The organism is Arenibacter sp. F26102, from assembly GCF_023015865.1.
GTDB lineage: Bacteria > Bacteroidota > Bacteroidia > Flavobacteriales > Flavobacteriaceae > Arenibacter.
The window spans coordinates 1-19,720 of the sequence record NZ_JALKBC010000005.1 but is presented as its reverse complement, the minus strand read 5'-3'; the positions used below and the strand labels follow the sequence as shown (position 1 = coordinate 19,720).

Sequence of the window (19,720 nt, the reverse complement as noted above, 5' to 3'; positions counted from 1 at the left end):
AACAGTGTTACCTATTGTCCTTATTGTAACAAAACTCAGTCCTACAAGGGTGTTGGTCTAAATTAGTGGTAAAATTGCCCTTTTATTTTTATATTAATACCTTAATGATATTAAGATAGTTTTACTATGGACATTATAGGCACCCTATATGATGAGGTCATTGGATTTTTGGGCATAAGTCAGGCATTGGAATTATTGCAAGCAAGTGATTACAGCGTTTTCTCCACTTATGACGGCGTGGTTTCTTTAATATACCCTTTAATTCCCCTGTTGTTAATACTGGAATTTATTCTTGGCCTGGTATACAAAAAACCTAACATCAAAGTATACAAGGTAAACTTCCTTATTTATATCTTCAATAGGTTTATTGGCAGATTTATTGCCATAGCCATGGTAACTTTTATCATTGGATGGCTACAACCCCATGCCCCATTTCAGACCAAGATGACCTGGTATTGGTTTATTTACGGGTACATCGTTTGGGAATTTGGGCACTTTTTATACCACTATTGGGGTCATAAGGTCCGACTTTTTTGGTGTTTGCACTCTACCCACCACGCTCCCGAGCAAATGAACCTATCCGTAACCCACGCCCATTTTTTTCTAGAGGCCCCTTATGCGGATGCCATTAGAACCACTGTCTGTATTCTATTGGGTGTAGAACCTGTCTTGTTGTTTTTAATCATGTTTATAGATGGTACCTACGGTGCCTTTATTCATGTGGGTGAAAATATGATGAAAGATGGCAGAATGGGATTTTTGAATAAAATTATTTTAACGCCATCGCACCATAGGGTTCATCATGCCAGAAATCCGTTGTACATGGATACCAATTTCTGTAATTTGCTGAATATCTGGGACAAGGTCTTTGGAACCTACCAAGATGAACAACATGATATTGAAATTGAATATGGGATTACCCGCAAAATGGATAGCGGCAACTTTTTGGATGTTTATTTCGGCGAATTTGTGGCCTTGTTTAAAGATGTCGCCAAAGCGCCCGGAATAAAAAATAAACTCCTTTATTTTGTAATGCCTCCGGGTTGGAGCCATACAGGCGAACACCAGACCTCCAAGTTGGTACGTGGAGCCTACCTAAAGCAACAACTGGCTAAGGAGTAAAGACCAGGGTGGCAATCACGATACAGTGATCACTGGCATAATTCTCACATAATACCTCATATTCCAACACCTGCCATTTTTCGGGCTGATTGTACATAATATGGTCAATGCAGATATTGGGACCGGTTGCTGGAAAAGTACCCTTCCACGCATTGGGATGTTTGGGTTTTGAGAATTTTTCGGAAATAATATTGATTGGGTTACTATTTGGCACAGCGTTAAGATCGCCCACCAACAAAGTGGGATATTCAGTATCACCCAGGCTTTTAACGATGGCCTTGGCCTGCATAACTTTATCGGTCTCATCCTTCAAGTGATCCAAATGGGTACCAACAAACTGAATGGTATTCCCTTTTTTAGTTTTGACACGGGTTACCAAAGCCGCCCGAGGTTCCGAATTAGGTAAGTGTGGCAGCCCCAAATTTTCACTGCCAATAAACGTAAATTTTGATAACACCGCTTCACCATATTCACCTCCATCATAATACATGGCGCGGGCAAAGAGCGAAGCCATTTTTGTCCGAATGCCCAATTCGGTGGGAAGATCATAGTTTTTGGCCCTTTTCGTCTTAAAGTCGACCTCCTGTAAAGCCACCAAATCCGGTTGGTAATAATTGATCACTCCGGCAAGGGTATCCAGGTTAAAATCGTTCTTGGTGGTAGCCCCATGGAGAATGTTAAAACTCATCACCCTAAGGGTATCGGCCTGTGCAAGACTAGTAAAGGAAGTCCCTGCCAATAAAGTAAATAGAAATAATTTTAAGGTCGTCGATTTCATATATCAAATAAAAAATTAGGGTCGGATTTAAGTACTCCGACCCTCATGCAACTATAATCTTAGATTCCGGCTACCGCCTTTATCTCGCCAATAATTTGATCGGCCAAGCCATCCGCTTCGGCCTGACTTTTAGCTTCTGTGTAGATTCGAATAATGGGCTCCGTATTGGATTTGCGCAAGTGCACCCAATTCTCGGGAAAATCGATTTTTACACCATCAATGGTAGAAATTTCTTCGTCCTTATATTTCTCCGCCATAGCTTCGAGGATACCATCTACATCCAAACCAGGTGTTAGTTCTATCTTCTTTTTGCTCATAAAATAACTTGGGTAGCTAGCTCTTAGCTCACTAACCGTACCTCCCCTTTCTGCCATCAACATTAAAAATAAGGCCGTTCCCACTAGGGAATCCCTACCATAATGACTTTCAGGGTAAATAATACCTCCATTGCCTTCGCCACCAATAATGGCCTTATTGGCCTTCATTTTGGTCACTACATTTACCTCGCCCACGGCTGCGGCCTCATAAGTACCTCCGTGTTTTTCGGAAATATCCCGTAAAGCTCTGGAAGAGGATAGATTGGAAACGGTATTTCCCTTAGTTTTTCCCAACACGTAATCCGCGCAGGCGACCAAAGTATATTCTTCCCCGAACATTTCACCTTCATTGGTGATAAACGCCAAACGATCCACATCGGGGTCTACTACTATTCCGAAGTCTGCCTTTTCCTTAACTACCAACTCGCAGATATCACCCAAATGCTCCTTTAGCGGTTCCGGGTTATGGGGAAAATGCCCTGTTGGGTCACAATACAACTCAACTACTTCTACTCCCAATTCCTTTAAAAGTTTTGGGATCGCGATGCCTCCAGTAGAGTTAACACCGTCTACCACTACCTTAAATTTGGCTGCTCTAATAACATCGGCATCTACCAAGGATAGATCCAAGACCTCATCTATATGGATATCTATATAAGAATCATTTTTAGTTATGCTCCCTAAATGGTCCACTTCAGAGAAGTTGAACGCCTCTTTTTCGGCTATTTCCAATATTTTAGCTCCTTGGGCAGCATCCAGGAACTCGCCTTTTTCGTTTAGAAGCTTTAGGGCGTTCCATTGTTTCGGGTTATGACTTGCCGTAAGAATAATACCTCCATCTGCCTTTTCCAATGGAACTGCAATTTCTACTGTGGGTGTGGTAGATAGGTTTAGATCAATTACGTCTATTCCCAATCCTACAAGGGTGGATACTACCAAATTCTGGATCATTTCTCCGGAAATACGTGCATCGCGGCCAATGACAACGGTTAATTTTTCCTTTTTAGAGTATTCTTTTAACCAAACACCGTAGGCGGCCGCAAATTTCACTGCATCAATAGGAGTGAGATTGTCTCCTGGCTTACCTCCAATGGTACCTCGTATTCCGGAAATAGATTTTATTAAAGTCATAATTATTTATAAATTTTTACAAATATAAAAGGTTAGGTTTAAATCCTACGTTGCTAAGTTGTAAATTCGAACTTAATAAACTTCAACCGAGGTCAATGAATTTTTTAGCACATATTTACCTCTCCTTTGGGGACAATGAACTTACTATCGGGAATTTTATAGCAGACAGTATTAGGGGCAATAAATATCATTACCTCCCAGAAAGGGTACAAACTGGAATACTTTTGCACCGGGCCATAGACACGTATACGGATTCACATCCTACGGTAAGGCAGAGCACCAAACGATTACACGAGAATTATAGTCATTACAGTGGGGTGATCGTAGATATTTTTTACGATCATTTTCTGGCCAAAAATTGGAAAGCGTATTCTGAGGTGCCCTTAAAACATTACGTGAATGATTTTTATCAATTATTGGATGAAAATTACGAAATACTACCCTTGGGTGTTAAACGTATGATGCCTTATATGATATCGGATAATTGGATCTACAATTATTCCAAAATGGAAGGGATTTCGAGAGTTCTGCATGGTATAAACAGAAGAACCAAAAATAAATCCAAAATGAATTTCGCCATATTGGATCTGGAGGAACATTATTCGGTATTTGAAGAAGAGTTCGGTTTATTCTTCGATGATTTGATCACTTATGTCAAAAACATTGAAATTGAGAATTCCAACCCATTCATTGTCAAGTAAAAACAATATTTTTATCACCCTAATAAGGTATTAAATTACAATAAATAAGTACCTTTAATCACCTTTCCCAATTTTGGGAATACTTCCCCAAATACTTATAAGTTCCCTTTAAATTCATTTCCCCTCACAGTTAGTCCTCTTAACATTGTGTAAACATTGGTGTGCGTTTTTATTTAAAACTTTAACTAAAAAACAATAACTATGGGATTTAAACATTTGCACTACATAGGAGTGGGATTGATCTTTCTCCTAACACTTCTGGGCTGTAGTCCGGAGTCCACAATCGAGGATACTCTGGAACCCGTCAAGGGTAAGGCCCTTTTAAAATCGAACACTTTCTATGGCCCCCAAATTTCCTTGGGGAAAGGCCATGTGCGGTCATGGTTAAGGCTTGCAAAAGATGGCACTCCAGAAGAATTGGGCGTGGAAATGTCCAAAAACTTACTAAACCAATTGCCTGAAGGTGATGATCCTGTACAATTGGTACTGCCACTTCACAAGAAAGCAAAAGAAAACACCCCATTTGATCATATCTTTTTTGATTGGAATCCACACGGACATGAACCCGAAGGGGTGTTTACAGCGCCTCATTTTGATGTACACTTTTATTTGACTTCAGTGGCCGCACGGGAGGCAATCCCGACATACCTCGAAGCAAAACCCCTGTTTGACAATTATCCGCCACCAGGCTACCTACCTGTTGATTATGAAACTCCGCCAGATGGTGGTACGGCAGTGCCTATGATGGGTACCCATTGGATCCCAACGAGCTTTGTTCCCCCATTTTCCAATATACTGCTGTATGGATCTTATGACGGGGAGGTAACCTTTGTGGAACCTATGAATACAGTGGCATATATAGATAGCGGGGTTCCTTTCACTGAAGCTTATTCACAACCTGCAAAATTTGCAAAAACCTCCTATTATCCAACGGTCTATAATGTTTATCGAAATCCAAAAGATCAAAAGCAAATTATCTCTTTAAGCGAATTCGTTCATCGGGAAGCCGAATAGGCACTTTAAAAAGGGTTGTTTTTTGACAACCCTTTTTCTTTGCAACTTTTTCAGTTACCTATACTTATTTTCTGTTGCAGTCGCCCAAGAAAAGAAGATGGGCTGTATGCCACTGACAAGGCGGTCAATTACCTGGACGCCTTTGACCTATTCTTATTTTAGCAATCCCCTAGTAAATTAATTATATTATTGTCCGAATTTTCCAATGGATAAATCATTATCGATAAATATCTTTTCAATTATATCATAATATTTATAGTTTCTTGGAATATGACTATCTTTTTGGAAAAATAATAGTCTATGATCCGCATCTTTGGTTTCCTATTTGGAATAATCCTATTCATCAATTGCAAGAATACAGCCCCTCCCATAGCCACGGGATTGGTTACCGAAAAGGCTATGGTAGTTTCTGCCCGAGTAGAAGCTTCCAAAATTGGATCGGATATCATTCAAAAAGGGGGTAACGTCTTCGATGCCATGGTCGCCACGGAATTGGCACTTGCCGTAGCCTATCCCTATGCCGGGAATATTGGTGGCGGGGGATTTATGGTATACCGAATGGCCAATGGGGAAATAGGAGGCTTGGACTATCGCGAAAAAGCGCCATTGGCTGCACACGCTGATATGTATCTGGATTCCTTGGGCAATGTAATCCCGGACAAAAGTACCTTGGGAGCAACCGCTGTAGGAGTTCCTGGCACTGTAGCAGGTGTTATGGCCGTACACGAAAAATTTGGTTCCCTACCACTTAAAGAAATACTGGCACCAGTAATACGATTGGCCGAAAAGGGCGTTATGGTAACCGAAAAACAAGCCAAGCGATTGGATGACTATCGTGACATTTTTATTAAAGTAAATAGCGACACTACTTTTTTTGCAACGGTATATAAAAAGGGGGATTCCATAAAATACCCAGCATTGGCCAAAACGCTTCAGAAAATTTCAGAACAGGGTAAAGACGGATTTTACAAGGGGGAAGTAGCTGAAAAATTAACTAGTTTTATCCAGGCCAAGGGAGGTTATGTCACTATGGAGGACCTTGAAAAATATGAGGCCAAATGGAGGTCCCCAATTACTTTTAACTATAGGGACCTTAAAATTATATCCATGAGTCCCCCCAGCAGCGGCGGGTTTACGATCAATCAAATTTTTAAGATGATGGAACCCTATGACGTATCGTCCTTTGGGCACAATTCTGTTAAATCCATTCAATTATTTACCGAGGCGGCCCGCAGGGCCTATGCCGATAGAAATTATTTTCTTGGCGACCCGGATTATGTGGAAATTCCTCTAAATGAGCTCCTGTCAGATCAATATCTTAAAGAAAGAATGCAAAATTTCTCTTTTGATAAGGCTACCAAATCCTCGGATGTATCCCGTGGAGCCGTTCAGATTGTAGAAAGTGATCAAACCACCCACTACTCTATTGTGGATTCTTATGGGAATGCCATTGCGGCCACAACGACTATTAACGGTGGCTTTGGTTCCAAACTGTACTCGGATGAACTCGGTTTCTTCCTCAACAATGAAATGGATGATTTTAGCGCCAAACCAGGGGTTCCCAATATGTTCGGACTTGTGGGTGCAGAGGCCAATAGCATAGCTGCAGAAAAGCGCATGTTAAGCAGTATGACACCTACCATTGTAGAAAAGGATGGAAAACTATGGATGGTGGTTGGCTCTCCAGGCGGTTCCACGATTATCACAGCTGTAGCACAGACGATTCTTAATTGCTACGAATTTAATATGAGTATGCAAGACGCAGTTAACGCGCCCCGCTTCCACCATCAATGGCTACCGGATGCCATCATTTTTGAACCGGACGGATTCCCAAGCAGTTTAATGACCGACTTAAAGAAAAAAGGATATAATATCAATGAAGAAAATACCCCGGTTATAGGTAAGGTAGATGCCATTAAGGTTTTGCCCAACGGAAAACTGGAGGGGGGCGCCGATAAACGCGGGGATGATACCGCAGTTGGATTTTAATATAAAATGTAATAAGCTTATTTTACCCATATATCGCAATCAATACATAGACTATCCATCCAAAATAAAGATAAAAGGTGCTGAAAAAATTAGGTAAAATACTACTTGGAATATTCGTGCTCTTGTTCATCTGTGGCGGCATTTTCTTTGCCATATACAATGAAGCTAGACCCCAAGGTATAAGTGGCGATAAGGCGGATTCTTTGGCCCTGAAAATGTTGGCTGCCCTCAATTATGATGCCTATAGGGAAACCCGTTTCCTGGAATGGACCTTTGCCAATGGAAAACACCATTATCTTTGGGATAAGGGAGCCAATACCGTAAAAATTTCTTGGAGCGATTATCAAGTACATCTCGATTTAAAAGAATCCGCCAAAAGTTCAGTTTCGAAAGATAAAATTGATATTAGTGGTGCAGAAAAACAGAAGCTTATTAAAAAAGCCATCTCCTTTTTTAACAATGACTCTTTTTGGCTGGTTGCCCCATTTAAAATTTTTGACCCCGGCACAGAAAGGAGTATTGTACTCTTGGAAGACGGTAGCCAAGGACTGTTGGTAACCTATACTTCGGGCGGGAGCACTCCAGGCGATTCCTATTTGTGGATATTACAACCTAATGGTTTCCCCATCAGTTTTAAGATGTGGGTGAGTATTATCCCTATTGGTGGTATTGAAGCCAGTTGGGACGAATGGCAAGTAACGGAAAGCGGCGCATTTTTGCCCAGTAAACACAGTATTGGTCCTATTACTTTGGATATTGGGGATGTAAGGGGGTATAAGTGATGCAGTGAACAGTTTTCAGTAAACAGTACTCTTCAGTCATAAGCCATTAGGCAATAGTCAATAGTGGATTACCACAGTGAACAATAAGCAATGTTAACGTAAGAAGTAAAATAGTATTGAGTGATTAGTATTGAGAATCTAGAACCTAGAGTCTAGGTTTTTGGCAACCAACAAATTCCCCTCTTGGGAGAGCCAGTCCCGCGATTTCCGCGGGAGGTTAGCCTGCCAGCCGCAGGCAGGGGGTGTGTTTCAAACCTCGCAACTTATCCATACCCCTCGGCTTGGGCTTTCCATCCCTTCCGTCTTCTCCGCTGTCAGCGAAGAATCCACCTTCCCTTGGTTAAGGGAAGGAGCTTTTCATGTTTCGTCACTTCAAGTTTACCTACCGTACAGGAAGGCCTGCCTCGCCGTTAGGCGGGTGATCCGACGAAGGAGGATTGTATCGAGAAGGGGGCACACTGACGATAGAATGTAGAGCCTAGAACATAGAAATTCAAATGTTATCGACTCTGATCGGTCTCTTTATTCTTTACTCTTTTTTCTGTAAACTCTGCCTTTTTCCTTTTGGCTATTCCGTCATTGCAGGTTTACCTCCTATAGATCCCTTTACCCAAACCAAAAAGTCACCAATAGACCTTTACAAATCTTATTGGTGACTTTTAGCTTTTTAGGCTATATCTATTCCCTATTTAAAATCGGGCCAATATTCCTTTACTTTTTTTCTTAGGAAGGCTACACTGCGTTCCAATTGGTCCATACCGTCCACGCCGTCTTCTATACTGATCCATCCGTCAAAACCAACTCTTTTCAGTTCCTTAAAAATGGCATCATAATCGTTTAGGCCCTTTCCTATTTCTCCATGGCTAAGTCTTTTGGCATACCCCATTGCACCGCCTTCTTCCTTTCTCAGATCTTCTATTGTTCCTTCTTTCAGATAGCGGTCACTGGCATGCATGGTCACAACACGATCGGACACACGGTAAAGGAGTTCCAAGGGATCCTCCCCGGCCAAAAATGTGTTGCTGGGATCGTAATTTACCCCAAAATTGGGATGGTGGATCCGATCTACCAGTTTGCAAAAAATGTCCATTTGTTGTGCAAACTCGGGATACTCCCAAAAATCGTCCTTATAGTGGTTTTCCAAAATTAAGGTAACCCCCAATTTTTCAGCAAGGGGAAGACATTGTTTTATACAATCGGCCGCAAAGCCAATTCCTTCCTCCATGGTTAATTCAGGACGACGCTGTCCTGACAATACCCTACAATAGGAACCCCCTAAGGCATGGGTCATTTCTATCCACCCTTTTTGTTTTTTAATTTCATTTTCCCGGAAAGAGGCATCAGGATGTGTAAAATCCGGGGAACAGCAAAGCATGGGTATTGTTTTTCCATGACGTTCTACCTGCTCCCTAAAAACGGGCCAATTGGCCTTATCACTCATTTCTAAAAATCCGGCATACCATTCCAATCCGTCCACCTCTAGCTCAACGGCCAGGTCGATCCATTCGGAAACCTTCATGGTTCCATCCTTACAAAGTTCATGCATAAATGCTTTGGGAAATACTGCTAATTGTGGCAAATCTTTATTCTTTTATTGTTATTAAATTATTTCTTTTTGTGGGAACCTTCCCAGTTCTTTGGGAGGTTGCGTCCTATCATGGGAAACTGTTCCAAGTCCATCACTTGCGAACTAACAGGCCCGCATTCATCGGAAAGCCAATATAGGCAGGCTGCTGCTATTTCTTCGGGGGCAAAAATCCTTTGGGCAGGAGCAAAAATATCAGGTATGTCCTTGTACCAGTCCGCTTTCATCCCCTGTTCTTTCTTATTCAAAATTTCTTTTTCCGTAAGTACCCAACCTGGATTGATCTGATTTACGCGTACCCCATTTTCTCGAAACAGACTGTCGCCCAAATTTCTTGTCAAGGTCATCAATGCACCTTTAGACATGCTATAGGCCAGCAAATCCGGTTCCCCGCCCCAGGCGTTGATTGATCCAATATTAAGGACACAACCGCGAACCGAGGATAAATGAGGCAATGCTGCCTGAATGATCATTAGGGGAGCAATGGAATTAACGGCCAGCATTCTTTTAATAAAAGGTACTTCGGTGCTCTCTATATTGGAAGACGCTATATATGCAGCGTTATTCACTATGGCATTTAACTGCCCAAATTTGGATAAGGCCTTTTTTACCAGTAACTGCGGAGCACTTTCCTCCGTAATATCCATGGTAATGTGAACTGCGTTATCAGCCCCCAATTCCTTAACCAGTGCCAAGCCTAGCTCCTCTTCCAATCCGTTGACGACTACTTTCGCCCCTTCCTGAACACAACGGGTGGCTATGGCCTTGCCTATACCGGTATATCCACCTGTTATTAATACTACTTTATCCTTTAAACGCATCCGTTTTAATTTGGTTTCAAAACACTTTTCACCACCTTGCCCGAGTGCATTTGTTCAAACGCCTCATGCCAATCCTTTAATTCCCAAACCCCACCAATGATCGGTTTTACATTTAAGGTTCCGGAAGCCAAAAGAGAAAGCACTTTTTCCCAAATCGGATAATTATGGCTAAAGCTACCTTGAAGGGTAACATTCTTTTGCACTAAGGGATCTAAGGAGAAGTTCAAGGGTTGTGGGCCCCACCCTACTTTGGTAATATGTCCATTGGGACGCACAAGTTCCAAGGCTATTTTTAAGGTAGCACTTGCCCCAGCGGCATCTATAACACAATCCGCACCCAAACCGTCCTGCTTATTGGCCCAGGCGCTTGCATCGCCTACAATGCCCTCACATCCATATTGTTTGGCAATGTTCAATCTTTCCCTATCCGCTTCCAATCCAACAATGGCCACATCGGCACCACATAAACGCGCCATGGCGGCACAGAGGATACCAATGGTCCCGGGCCCTAATACTATGACCCTATCCCCTGGTTTAATTTTGGAATTTACTACAACGGCACTGTAAGCCACCGAACAGGGCTCTGTTAAACAGGCTTGTTCAAAAGGCAGGTTTTCCGGTACCTTATGCAGACATCTGGCAGGCACCTTAACAAAACGTGTCATGGCTCCATTTACACCATAGCCAAAACCTTTCCTAGTGGGATCAAGATTGTATAGGCCTTGTCTTGTAAGTGGGCTATTGGGATCAATTACGGCAGCGGTTTCACTTACTACCCTATCGCCTTCCTTCCATCCGCTTACTCTATTTCCCAATGCTACTATATGCCCTCCAAACTCGTGACCAAGTACTACGGGATAATTTACATGCCAACTATGATCGGCAGTCCATTGATGTAGATCGCTACCACATACCCCAACATTGGCCACTTCCAAAAGCACATCATCTTCCCCAATGGTTGGTTTTTCTATTTCCCTAATTTCTACACTTCCTGGCTTGGAAGAAAAATTTACTACTCCTATTGAATTCATCTATATAACTCTTTTATTTTTTATAATTAGTGTTTATTAGCGTGTGACTTCCCCGTAAGCATGGATCTTTTCACAAATAAGTCGCAACGAACTTTCCAGGTCGCCATCGGCTGTTTTAAAAGAATCGGCATCTATCGTCAATGGAGCTCCAAGAACAACCATGGGCGCCCCATATTCCGGACATCGTATAGCCTGTTCCAAGGTAAGTCCCCCTACGGCCTGTACCGGTACTTTTACGGCATTGACCACCTCACGCAATTGATCCATTGGACTCGGCATTTTTAAACCTTGTGCTGCAATTCCACGACGTTCGTCATAACCAATGTGGTGAATAATATAATCACATCCAAGGTCTTCCAGCCATTTGGCCCCTTCCACCATATCCGGACATCCTAAATTATCGCCCATTACCTTTACCCCGTAATCCTTCCCAGCCTTTACCACTACCTTTATGGTTTCGGCATGGGCCCTGGCCATTACCACCACATGGGTAGCACCTGCCTTTGCCATCATCTCTGCCTCCAGATATCCTCCGTCCATGGTTTTAAGATCGGCGACTATAGGTATATTGGGAAAAGCTTCCCTTAATTTGCGAACTCCGTGCAAACCTTCAGCCAATATAAGAGGCGTCCCAGCTTCCAGCCAATCCACACCCGCGCGCAACGCCATGGCGGCGGTTTCCAAGGCTTCGTCAATATTGGTAAGGTCAAGGGAAATTTGTACAATTGGTTTCATAATTGGTCTAGAATTTTTTTAATTGATTATGGTGTATTCTATGATCTACTGTAATCCTTTTTCAATTTAAAATACCAATAAAAGCTTTAAGAATACATTGGTTTTTTTGGGCTACAGCAACAATCCAAAGATAAAGGATCACAATACATAAAATTTATCAATTATAAATCCAATATTACCCTTTTCAGATTTTTCAACACCTCGATTGCCCCAAGCAATACTAAACATACCCACCGGACATCAATCCAAAATATTGACTTTTTTATTCTCGGAAGAACTATTATTATTGCATTTGAATTTTAATTAATACCGATTTAATTTCAATCCATCGATCAATACACCTTTAAGCATAAGATTCCTATACCTTAATTACTGAATACCCATAAAATGACATTTTCCAATAATCGACCTTTAAATTTACCGTTCGCCTTCGTCTTTTGTTTTTCTATTGCTTTGTCATTTGGCCAGGACAATACCTCGTCCACAAGGGATACGGTGGCGCCACATAGTTTGGATGAAGTGGTAATTACAGCAAATAGGTTTGGAACATTTCAGAATAAAACTCCTGAAGCCATAGAAGTGGTACATAACAACACCATTCAAAGATTTCAGTTGCGTACCGCTCCCGAAGCCCTTCTCCTATCTCCCGGAGTATTTGTTCAAAAGACCAATCACGGTGGGGGATCACCGTTTGTACGAGGGTTGACCGGGAACCAGACCTTACTATTATATGATGGCATCCGACTCAATAATGCCACCGTAAGATCGGGACCAAATCAATATTTTAATACCATAGATGTTTTTAGCGTTGGAAAAATGGAGGTCTTGCGCGGAAGTGGTTCTGTTCAATATGGCTCCGATGCTATCGGGGGAACCATTCAGGCCTTGAGTCGAGAGTTGAAGTTGGCCCCAAAACCATTGTGGGGTACAGACCTTTTCACCAGACTTGTAACCCAAGGTATGGAACAGACAGTTAATGGAGCATTAAAGTACAGTGATAAACGAATGGCCTTTAGGGCAAATGCCACCTGGCGAAATTTCGGGGACCTTGTAGGTGGCGATACTACAGGACAACAAAGCCCTACGGGATATCGGGAACTGAATTTTGACCTCAAGGGCAAAATACTACTTAATGACCGATCCAATCTTACCACGGTCTACCAAAGAGTGCATCAAAGAGATGTGCCAGTTTACCACAAGGTAGCTTTGGAAGACTACGCCATTAATAGGATGGACCCACAAAAACGGGAATTGGCCTATGCCCGACTCCATCAAGATCTAAATAATAGCATCTTTAAATCGGCCCTGGTTACCGCCTCCTTTCAGCAAAATGAGGAAGGCAGGATATTACAAAAAAATGGCTCTTCCCTAGAACGTACCGAAAACGATAAGGTCCGTACCTTTGGATTTTCTGCCGAAACTAGGACGAGCTCTGGAGAAATATGGTCGGCAAATAGTGGCGTTGAGGTATATAGCGACAAGGTAAAAAGTAGTCGCACGGACAAAGACCTATCCACCAATACCGAAACTGTCGGCCGAGGATTATATCCGGATGGGGCTACAATGACCAGTATTGCCGCCTTCAGCATGCATACCCTAAGTTTACAGCAATGGGAAATTACAGCTGGAGGGCGCTTTAACACATTCATCAATAAAGTTACCGATTCTGCCCTGGGCACCACTAAATTGACCCCTTCGGCCCTAGTGGGTAATTTAGCTGTTCAACGGAGTTTAAACCAATCCTCAAATATCTTTGCCTCCATCAATACCGGGTTTAGGGCTCCAAATATTAACGACCTTGGTTCCCTGGGAATTGTCGATTTCCGATACGAAACACCAAATTTCGACCTCAAACCAGAGCATTCGCTACAATATCAAGTGGGATATAAATTTCGAAATCGCCTCCTAAAAGCCGAGGTGTTTCTTTATCGCAATGAATTAAACGACTTAATAGTACGCCATAGAATTGAGGGAGATAGCATTGAAGGTTATCCCGTTTATCAGAAGAAAAATGTGGAACGCGGCTTTGTCCAAGGTGCTGAAATGGCTTGGGATTTAACATTGAATCCTACTTGGAAATTTTCTGGAAACCTGACCTATACCTATGGACAGAACAAAACCAGCGACGAACCGGCACGCCGCATCCCTCCCCTTTTTGGCCGACTTGCCACCGAATATGGTGTAAAGAACTGGGCTTTTAATGTAGATTGGCTGATAGCTGGCAAGCAGGACCGTTTGGCTTCCGGGGATTTGGACGATAATAGAATCCCGCTTGGGGGCACCCCTGGTTGGAACGTCCTTAATTTACATACTAGTTACACCTTTAGTTATGTGACGATTGATCTTGGACTGCAGAATATTTTTAATGAAGATTATAGATACCATGGCTCTGGCGTTAATGGTTATGGCAGGTCTGGAGTGGTTTCAGTTTCTGCGAGGTTGTAATGGTGATTTTTGAGTTTTAAATCAAGAACGGAATAAGAAAAGCTCCTTCCTTCAGATGAAGGGAGGTGGCTTCGCCACAAGCGAAGGCAGAGGGTTCAGAAATCCCTGGCCTAAGAATAAGAACATTTGATAGGGTAATGGTTAAAACCCACCCCTAACCCCTGCCAAAAGACGGGGCAGGCTCCTCCCAAGAGGGGAATTAGTCAGGTGCCAATAAGGTATTGTGTACAACAATTATTCCCCCTCCAAGGAAATCTAAAGGTCGGCAGGCAGGCTCCCCTCCCGATAGTTATCGGGACTTCCCCCGCTGATGGCGTGGAAATTCATTCCCCACTTCGTTCCAAGAGTGGAGCCGTTAGCTATTGTGCTCAAAAGGAGTTCTACCCCGATAACCTAATTATTTCAACGTCATCCCAATTTGTGCATTCTGTGAAAATGTTAGGGCTAGTAATTAAAGCTGGCTCGCAATGACCGACAAAATTGCTCCTTCCCTTGGTTAAGCCTGTCCCGCGTTTTCCGCGGGAGGACAAGGTGGATTCTCCGCCAGCAGCGGAGGAAACGGAAGGGATCGAAGGCCTAAGCCACATGAATGGGATAATGTATGAGGTAATGGGTAGACAGTCTCCCTCTTCAAAAACACACCCCTAACCCCTCTCAAGAGGGGAATTGGGTAGGTCCTTTTTAGGAGTTTTATTGCTAGATTTAGTATTCATTCAAAGGATCCGTCATTGCGAGGAGTGCTTTCGACGAAGCAATCTCATCATGGAATAATCAGATTGCCACGCTTCGCTCGCAATGACTACTGGGCAGGCCTGCCTATCGGCAGGCAAGCTCGAAGTGACCCCTAGTCAATTATACTGAACAAACCAACTATTGGCTATTGCCTAAGGCCTTTTGGCTGAAGATCACTGCCCACTGATCACTGCTCACTAATTACTGTTATCCCCTACTCCTCATCCGCCTTGTTCTCATAATGATTTACCCTTGCATCGTCCTCGTCATCCATTGGAGGGCCTTGTTCTATTTTGCGCCAATCTATGGTTTTATTGTACTTCTTCATGGAAAGTTCGGCATTGTAGATTCGGTCATCATGGCGCTCTAAGGTATAGGGTGTGAAGTCAGGCTCCGAAGTGAAGAAATCCTGAAGCAAGGAGGCCGTAACATCAAACTGATTTACATAGGGAACATTCAATATGTTGTACATCGTCTTTAAAATAGCCCCAAAATTGGCATGGGTGTTGGAAACATATCCCTTTTTTACATAAGGGCCTGCCATCATGAGTATAGACCTATGCGCATCCACGTGATCTACACCACCTTGTGGATCATCCTCCGTTATAATCACCAACATATTCTTCCAGTATTTGGTCCTGGAAAGAAAGTGTAGTACCCTACCCACCGCCAGGTCATTATCTACCATAAAGGATTGCGGATAAGGATATCCATCTTCCGGACGGACTCTTGCTCCATGATCATTGGGTAGCATCATGGTCACTAATTGCGGCATTTCTTCCTCACCTTCGATCCATTTCTCTGTAAACTCCCTTTCAAATTGATCCATACGGTATTGATCGGGAATATTCATATTATAACCGGCATAGTCGTGGCTGGTCCTTGTAAAAAGTGCTTTTTGCATGGGCACCATCACCCCATGCGCCGCCCCTGTATTGGTATCGTACCAATCCTCACGTACGTGTGCCGTTTCATTGGCCTGTCCAAAATTGTAGAAAGAAACCTTTTCCCTATCCAAGGCCTCCCAAAGTCCACCTATCTCCGCATAGTCCTCAGGGTCTACACTTCCTATGGTTCCCGGGTGACGACGTCCTGGAGCGTCGGAAAAAATCTTTGCCGTTTTACTTACGCTGGAGTTTGCCTCTACCCACTCATTGGGAATAACACCCACCAACCAGTGGTGGCCATGAACGGAAGCATCGCTATCACAATAATAATTGTCCGAATAGGCAAATTGCTTTGCCGCCTTGTGGTGGTTGGGAGAAATTCTCAAGTTTGGGAATTGTGCCTGAACAGAATCCGGCAAGGTATAGGTATTATTAACACCATAACGGGCCAAGGTACTATCTCCCTTTCCTTCTTTTAACTGTCCAAAAACCTCATCGTAGGTCCTGTTCTCCTTAGTAATATATACCACATGTTTTATAGGACTCTGACGCAGTTTTGGCAAGGGTGGTAAGGGATTGGTACCGTCATCGGTTACGATGCTTTCCCTAAAGGTATTGTCTATAGATATTTTGGTGTACTCGGCAAGCTTCTCCTCCGTGGGCATAGGCACCCTTTGGAAACTTCCCAATTGAATATCGCCTATATAATCCCCCTGCGGTGGTTCCACAAAATCGCTACCCCCATTGGGTCCAGCACCAAGACCTCTGCAGGTAATGATGTAAATATTCTTTTCATCTTTGGACAGTTCTACCCTGGTAGGCCCCCATCCACTGGGAATAAGTCCCTTTGTGGTTTGGGATGGAATATCTATTACGGCCACCGCATTGAATCCCAACAGGGCTACGTACAATGTTTTTTCATCCTTGCTCATGGTAATTCCGAAGGGCAATAGGCCACGATATTTGTCAATACGGGCATCGACCTTAATGGGAATATGACCAACAATTTCCTGGCTCTGGTGATCAATGATCGTAATATTGTCATTGGTGGCATTGGTGACATAGGCAAATTGCTTCCCTACCGCAATGGAATTTGGGCTTGCTCCCCCAACCACTTCGGCATCTTCCACCGTCTGTCCTATTTGGTGCCCTGTCTTAAATTTTTTGATTACCTTATTATTATCGAGGTCTATGGTAAAAACACTCATGGCATCAGGGTGCAATGGACTCCCCAGGCCAGGGATTTTACGCCCTTCCACTACGGTACCTTCAATAGACTCTTTGGTATTGTCACCATAGGGGTGATGGGAAATCATTAGAGAATCGTAATTGGCCGGAGTGGCGCCTTCGATCAAGGGATAGGAATACACTCCAACATTGGCCACAAATGCCTGCTTATTATCTGGACTGATCGCCAAGCCAAAAGGCTGTCGGCCTACATTAACGGATCCCTTTATTTTTTTGGTATCCAAATCGATACGCACCATTCTAAAGTTTGCTCGATCTAGCACCAAAAGTTCGTTCTGGGCTTCATTTATCCGTAGATCCGAAGTAAAACTATCTTGATAATCCTTTCCATCAACAATACCATTTAAAGAGATGGAATCCAATTTGGAAAGGTTCTCCACATCATATTGAATGACCGCTCCGGTATCTCCCCCACTCAAATAAACCGTTTTGGAATCCTGTGCAAATTCGACCCCCAAAAAAGACCCTTTTGCCAAGGGTGAAGGAATAGTGCCATCATAACTGGGAATCCTGACCGACTCCAAGGAGGTTACGTCTATTACCGTAAAAACCCCATCGTGCAGGGTAACCGCCTTGCTCCCGTCCGGAGATACTGCCATCCCAAAGGGATCATGTGTTATCCGCAATTTATCGCCTACCGGAGTTACATACCTCCCACTGGCCAGGATAGATATCCCATTTTCATCAATAATACTGTACTGGTCTTTACCCGGCACCTGTAAAATGGAAATGCTTTTTTGGCGTGAATTACAGGAAATAAAAACTAAAACTAGAAGGATTGCAAATAACCTATTCATTGGGTTGGAATTAAATGATGGACAGACGTTTTTAAAATAAAAAATAATATTACGCATTTTTGCTGAAAGGTTAAAGCAGATAACATTCATTTAAAATTAATTTAATTGAAGTAAAAGTTTGAAAGCTCTGTTCTACTGACCAAAAAGAATGGTCATCTACTTAATATTGCCATAGACGGGCACCACAAAATTTCCGTTTAAAAATGGCTTCGGATCTATCTTACTTTGCAGGATAAGCCCCTTTTGATTGGACTCCAGCAGCATAAAAGCTGCCTGTACCATGGGTGCTGCGGTAGTGGTTTGTATGGCCCTAAGTCTGTGTTTCCCTACTTTTTGCGGTAATATTAAATTGGAAGCCTCGCTTCTTCTTAGAATACCATGACTGTCCTTGCCCTCTACTGCGGCATACAACACTATTTGATCCTGTTCTATATGTGGGATTTCCGTTTCCATTTTCTCCTGCAGCGTCTTTATGGCTGCATCCCCTTTTGCTAAACCGGCCAATTGTTGTTCTACCCAGGTGTAATGCCCAGGATACCTCAGGGTCTTGTAATCCAAATAGCGCACCTTGGCCGATAGGGCATCGGGCAGATCGGCGGCCCCACCGGAAGTTAGGTCTTCCTCATAGGTCCTGCCATCTATAATGATTTTTGCCCTTTCAGAGAGCGACTTCAGGTATACCTTTTTATAATCCCGCAGGGCTTCGGCATCCTTAATATATTCGGTAGCAACGCCAACGGGGCTCCAGGTAAATCCGTAGTAATGGGGTGCCACGGCATGGTCCGTTAAGGCCCCTACCTTAAATTGCAGTTTATCCACTTTGTCTACACTGTGCTTTCTACAAAATTCCTGATATAGGTAATGGGCCAATATATCTATATACCCTGGTGCCAGACCTGATTGTAGTACAAATCCGGTTTTGGCATTTTTGGCCAATTCCATTATTTCATTGGTCTCCGCCACATATTCGGTGAGATTAACGTAATGAAGTCCAAAGGTTTTGGCGTAGGTTGCCATTTTGGGCGCCAGACTTCCGGGAAGGCAATCGAGCAGCACATCGCCCTGGGTGAAAATTTCTTCCATTTCTTTCGTCATGCCACTTTCGGAAAGACAAAATGCCTTTGCCACCGATGGGTTTGTAGTCCCCTCCCCGATCCAACGGGCTACTTTTTCTGCCTTTTGCAGCGTACGATTACCAATAAAGATCTTTAAGGGCACAGTTCCCCATTCGGAAAGTATCAATCCAACGGCCTGGGCAATACCCCCTGCACCCGCAATAACCATGTTGTACGACATAATTTGGCACCTAAAATTGTTATAAGAAAGATAGCGTTTTTTCTTGGGATTTTACGCTGTTCCTTGTGGATACGATCTTCGTTTGTAGGACTACCTACTTGCCGGTGGGCAGGCTCACACGGACTGGCGGGATGCTAAGAGGTAAGAGCCTAGAGTCTAGACTCTAGACTCTAGACTCTATCGTCAGTTCGAGACCCAAGAAATTTTATTTTTCAAGCGGTAATAATGACGTAAATTAGATTGTAATCTACCGAATTGCAAAATAATCGTAGTCGGAATAGTGTTATTTACCTGTGTTCGAGCATGATT

14 protein-coding genes are annotated in these 19,720 nt (G+C 43.1%); 6 read left to right on the top strand and 8 right to left on the bottom strand.

Features of this window, described 5'->3' with window-relative positions; translation table 11 throughout:
• Positions 1 to 126 precede the first annotated feature (126 nt).
• The gene (locus tag MWU78_RS07890) at positions 127 to 1,122 is read left to right on the top strand and encodes a sterol desaturase family protein (RefSeq protein WP_246996702.1); all 996 of its coding nucleotides are present in this window, start codon (positions 127 to 129) and stop codon (positions 1,120 to 1,122) included.
• On the opposite strand, the gene MWU78_RS07885 is transcribed toward MWU78_RS07890, so the two are convergent.
• Both MWU78_RS07885 and glmM read right to left on the bottom strand, forming a co-directional pair.
• Complete coding sequence (locus MWU78_RS07885; RefSeq protein ID WP_246996700.1) at positions 1,112 to 1,900, bottom strand: endonuclease/exonuclease/phosphatase family protein; 789 nt, start codon at positions 1,898 to 1,900, stop codon at positions 1,112 to 1,114. The genes MWU78_RS07890 and MWU78_RS07885 overlap by 11 nt on opposite strands.
• A gap of 59 nt (positions 1,901 to 1,959) precedes the next feature.
• Positions 1,960 to 3,348, bottom strand: a complete 1,389-nt coding sequence (gene glmM, locus MWU78_RS07880; RefSeq protein WP_246996698.1) for a phosphoglucosamine mutase — start codon at positions 3,346 to 3,348, stop codon at positions 1,960 to 1,962.
• 95 nt (positions 3,349 to 3,443) lie between these two features.
• Between glmM and MWU78_RS07875 the strand changes: the two genes are divergently transcribed.
• The 4 genes from MWU78_RS07875 (at position 3,444) to MWU78_RS07860 (ending at position 7,834) form a co-directional block, all read left to right on the top strand.
• Positions 3,444 to 4,049: an acyl carrier protein phosphodiesterase gene (locus tag MWU78_RS07875; RefSeq protein WP_246996696.1), complete on the top strand. Its 606-nt coding sequence runs from the start codon at positions 3,444 to 3,446 to the stop codon at positions 4,047 to 4,049.
• A gap of 201 nt (positions 4,050 to 4,250) precedes the next feature.
• On the top strand, positions 4,251 to 5,063 hold the full coding sequence (locus tag MWU78_RS07870; RefSeq protein WP_246996694.1) for a DUF5602 domain-containing protein: 813 nt from the start codon (positions 4,251 to 4,253) through the stop codon (positions 5,061 to 5,063).
• Positions 5,064 to 5,363: 300 nt separating this feature from the next.
• Entirely contained in the window at positions 5,364 to 7,052 is a 1,689-nt protein-coding gene (ggt, locus tag MWU78_RS07865; protein WP_246996692.1) for a gamma-glutamyltransferase, read from the top strand.
• A gap of 77 nt (positions 7,053 to 7,129) precedes the next feature.
• A complete protein-coding gene (locus tag MWU78_RS07860; RefSeq protein WP_246996690.1) occupies positions 7,130 to 7,834 on the top strand; it encodes a hypothetical protein in 705 nt (234 codons plus the stop codon).
• Between the two features lie 685 nt (positions 7,835 to 8,519).
• Here the strand turns inward: MWU78_RS07860 and MWU78_RS07855 are convergent.
• Genes MWU78_RS07855 through MWU78_RS07840 form a run of 4 tightly spaced genes read right to left on the bottom strand, consistent with a single transcriptional unit; the run spans position 8,520 to position 12,006 of the window.
• Positions 8,520 to 9,413 carry a sugar phosphate isomerase/epimerase family protein gene (locus tag MWU78_RS07855; RefSeq protein WP_246996688.1) on the bottom strand — a complete coding sequence of 298 codons (894 nt, stop codon included), beginning with the start codon at positions 9,411 to 9,413 and terminating at the stop codon, positions 8,520 to 8,522.
• A 26-nt stretch (positions 9,414 to 9,439) separates the two neighbouring features.
• Positions 9,440 to 10,240 (bottom strand): SDR family NAD(P)-dependent oxidoreductase, encoded by an 801-nt coding sequence (locus MWU78_RS07850; protein ID WP_246996686.1) that lies wholly within the window; start codon positions 10,238 to 10,240, stop codon positions 9,440 to 9,442.
• A gap of 5 nt (positions 10,241 to 10,245) precedes the next feature.
• Entirely contained in the window at positions 10,246 to 11,271 is a 1,026-nt protein-coding gene (locus MWU78_RS07845; RefSeq protein WP_246996684.1) for a zinc-binding dehydrogenase, read from the bottom strand.
• Between the two features lie 36 nt (positions 11,272 to 11,307).
• Positions 11,308 to 12,006: an orotidine 5'-phosphate decarboxylase / HUMPS family protein gene (locus tag MWU78_RS07840; protein WP_246996682.1), complete on the bottom strand. Its 699-nt coding sequence runs from the start codon at positions 12,004 to 12,006 to the stop codon at positions 11,308 to 11,310.
• Between the two features lie 387 nt (positions 12,007 to 12,393).
• Here MWU78_RS07840 and MWU78_RS07835 point away from each other — a divergent pair, with 387 nt between their 5' ends.
• The gene (locus MWU78_RS07835; RefSeq protein ID WP_246996680.1) at positions 12,394 to 14,451 is read left to right on the top strand and encodes a TonB-dependent receptor; all 2,058 of its coding nucleotides are present in this window, start codon (positions 12,394 to 12,396) and stop codon (positions 14,449 to 14,451) included.
• A gap of 946 nt (positions 14,452 to 15,397) precedes the next feature.
• On the opposite strand, the gene MWU78_RS07830 is transcribed toward MWU78_RS07835, so the two are convergent.
• Together MWU78_RS07830 and MWU78_RS07825 are read right to left on the bottom strand one after the other, a co-directional pair.
• The gene (locus MWU78_RS07830; RefSeq protein WP_246996677.1) at positions 15,398 to 18,115 is read right to left on the bottom strand and encodes a bifunctional YncE family protein/alkaline phosphatase family protein; all 2,718 of its coding nucleotides are present in this window, start codon (positions 18,113 to 18,115) and stop codon (positions 15,398 to 15,400) included.
• 156 nt (positions 18,116 to 18,271) lie between these two features.
• Positions 18,272 to 19,411, bottom strand: a complete 1,140-nt coding sequence (locus MWU78_RS07825; protein WP_246996675.1) for a saccharopine dehydrogenase C-terminal domain-containing protein — start codon at positions 19,409 to 19,411, stop codon at positions 18,272 to 18,274.
• Positions 19,412 to 19,720: the final 309 nt, after the last annotated feature.

What these genes read in the sequence shown, in the direction of transcription:
- MWU78_RS07845 (WP_246996684.1), bottom strand. Translation starts at nt 11,271, where the DNA reads ATGAATTCAATAGGAGTAGTAAATTTTTCTTCCAAGCCAGGAAGTGTA.
- MWU78_RS07885 (WP_246996700.1), bottom strand. Translation starts at nt 1,900, where the DNA reads ATGAAATCGACGACCTTAAAATTATTTCTATTTACTTTATTGGCAGGG.
- MWU78_RS07825 (WP_246996675.1), bottom strand. Translation starts at nt 19,411, where the DNA reads ATGTCGTACAACATGGTTATTGCGGGTGCAGGGGGTATTGCCCAGGCC.
- MWU78_RS07870 (WP_246996694.1), top strand. Translation starts at nt 4,251, where the DNA reads ATGGGATTTAAACATTTGCACTACATAGGAGTGGGATTGATCTTTCTC.
- MWU78_RS07835 (WP_246996680.1), top strand. Translation starts at nt 12,394, where the DNA reads ATGACATTTTCCAATAATCGACCTTTAAATTTACCGTTCGCCTTCGTC.
- MWU78_RS07850 (WP_246996686.1), bottom strand. Translation starts at nt 10,240, where the DNA reads ATGCGTTTAAAGGATAAAGTAGTATTAATAACAGGTGGATATACCGGT.
- MWU78_RS07830 (WP_246996677.1), bottom strand. Translation starts at nt 18,115, where the DNA reads ATGAATAGGTTATTTGCAATCCTTCTAGTTTTAGTTTTTATTTCCTGT.
- MWU78_RS07875 (WP_246996696.1), top strand. Translation starts at nt 3,444, where the DNA reads ATGAATTTTTTAGCACATATTTACCTCTCCTTTGGGGACAATGAACTT.
- glmM (WP_246996698.1), bottom strand. Translation starts at nt 3,348, where the DNA reads ATGACTTTAATAAAATCTATTTCCGGAATACGAGGTACCATTGGAGGT.
- MWU78_RS07840 (WP_246996682.1), bottom strand. Translation starts at nt 12,006, where the DNA reads ATGAAACCAATTGTACAAATTTCCCTTGACCTTACCAATATTGACGAA.
- ggt (WP_246996692.1), top strand. Translation starts at nt 5,364, where the DNA reads ATGATCCGCATCTTTGGTTTCCTATTTGGAATAATCCTATTCATCAAT.
- MWU78_RS07890 (WP_246996702.1), top strand. Translation starts at nt 127, where the DNA reads ATGGACATTATAGGCACCCTATATGATGAGGTCATTGGATTTTTGGGC.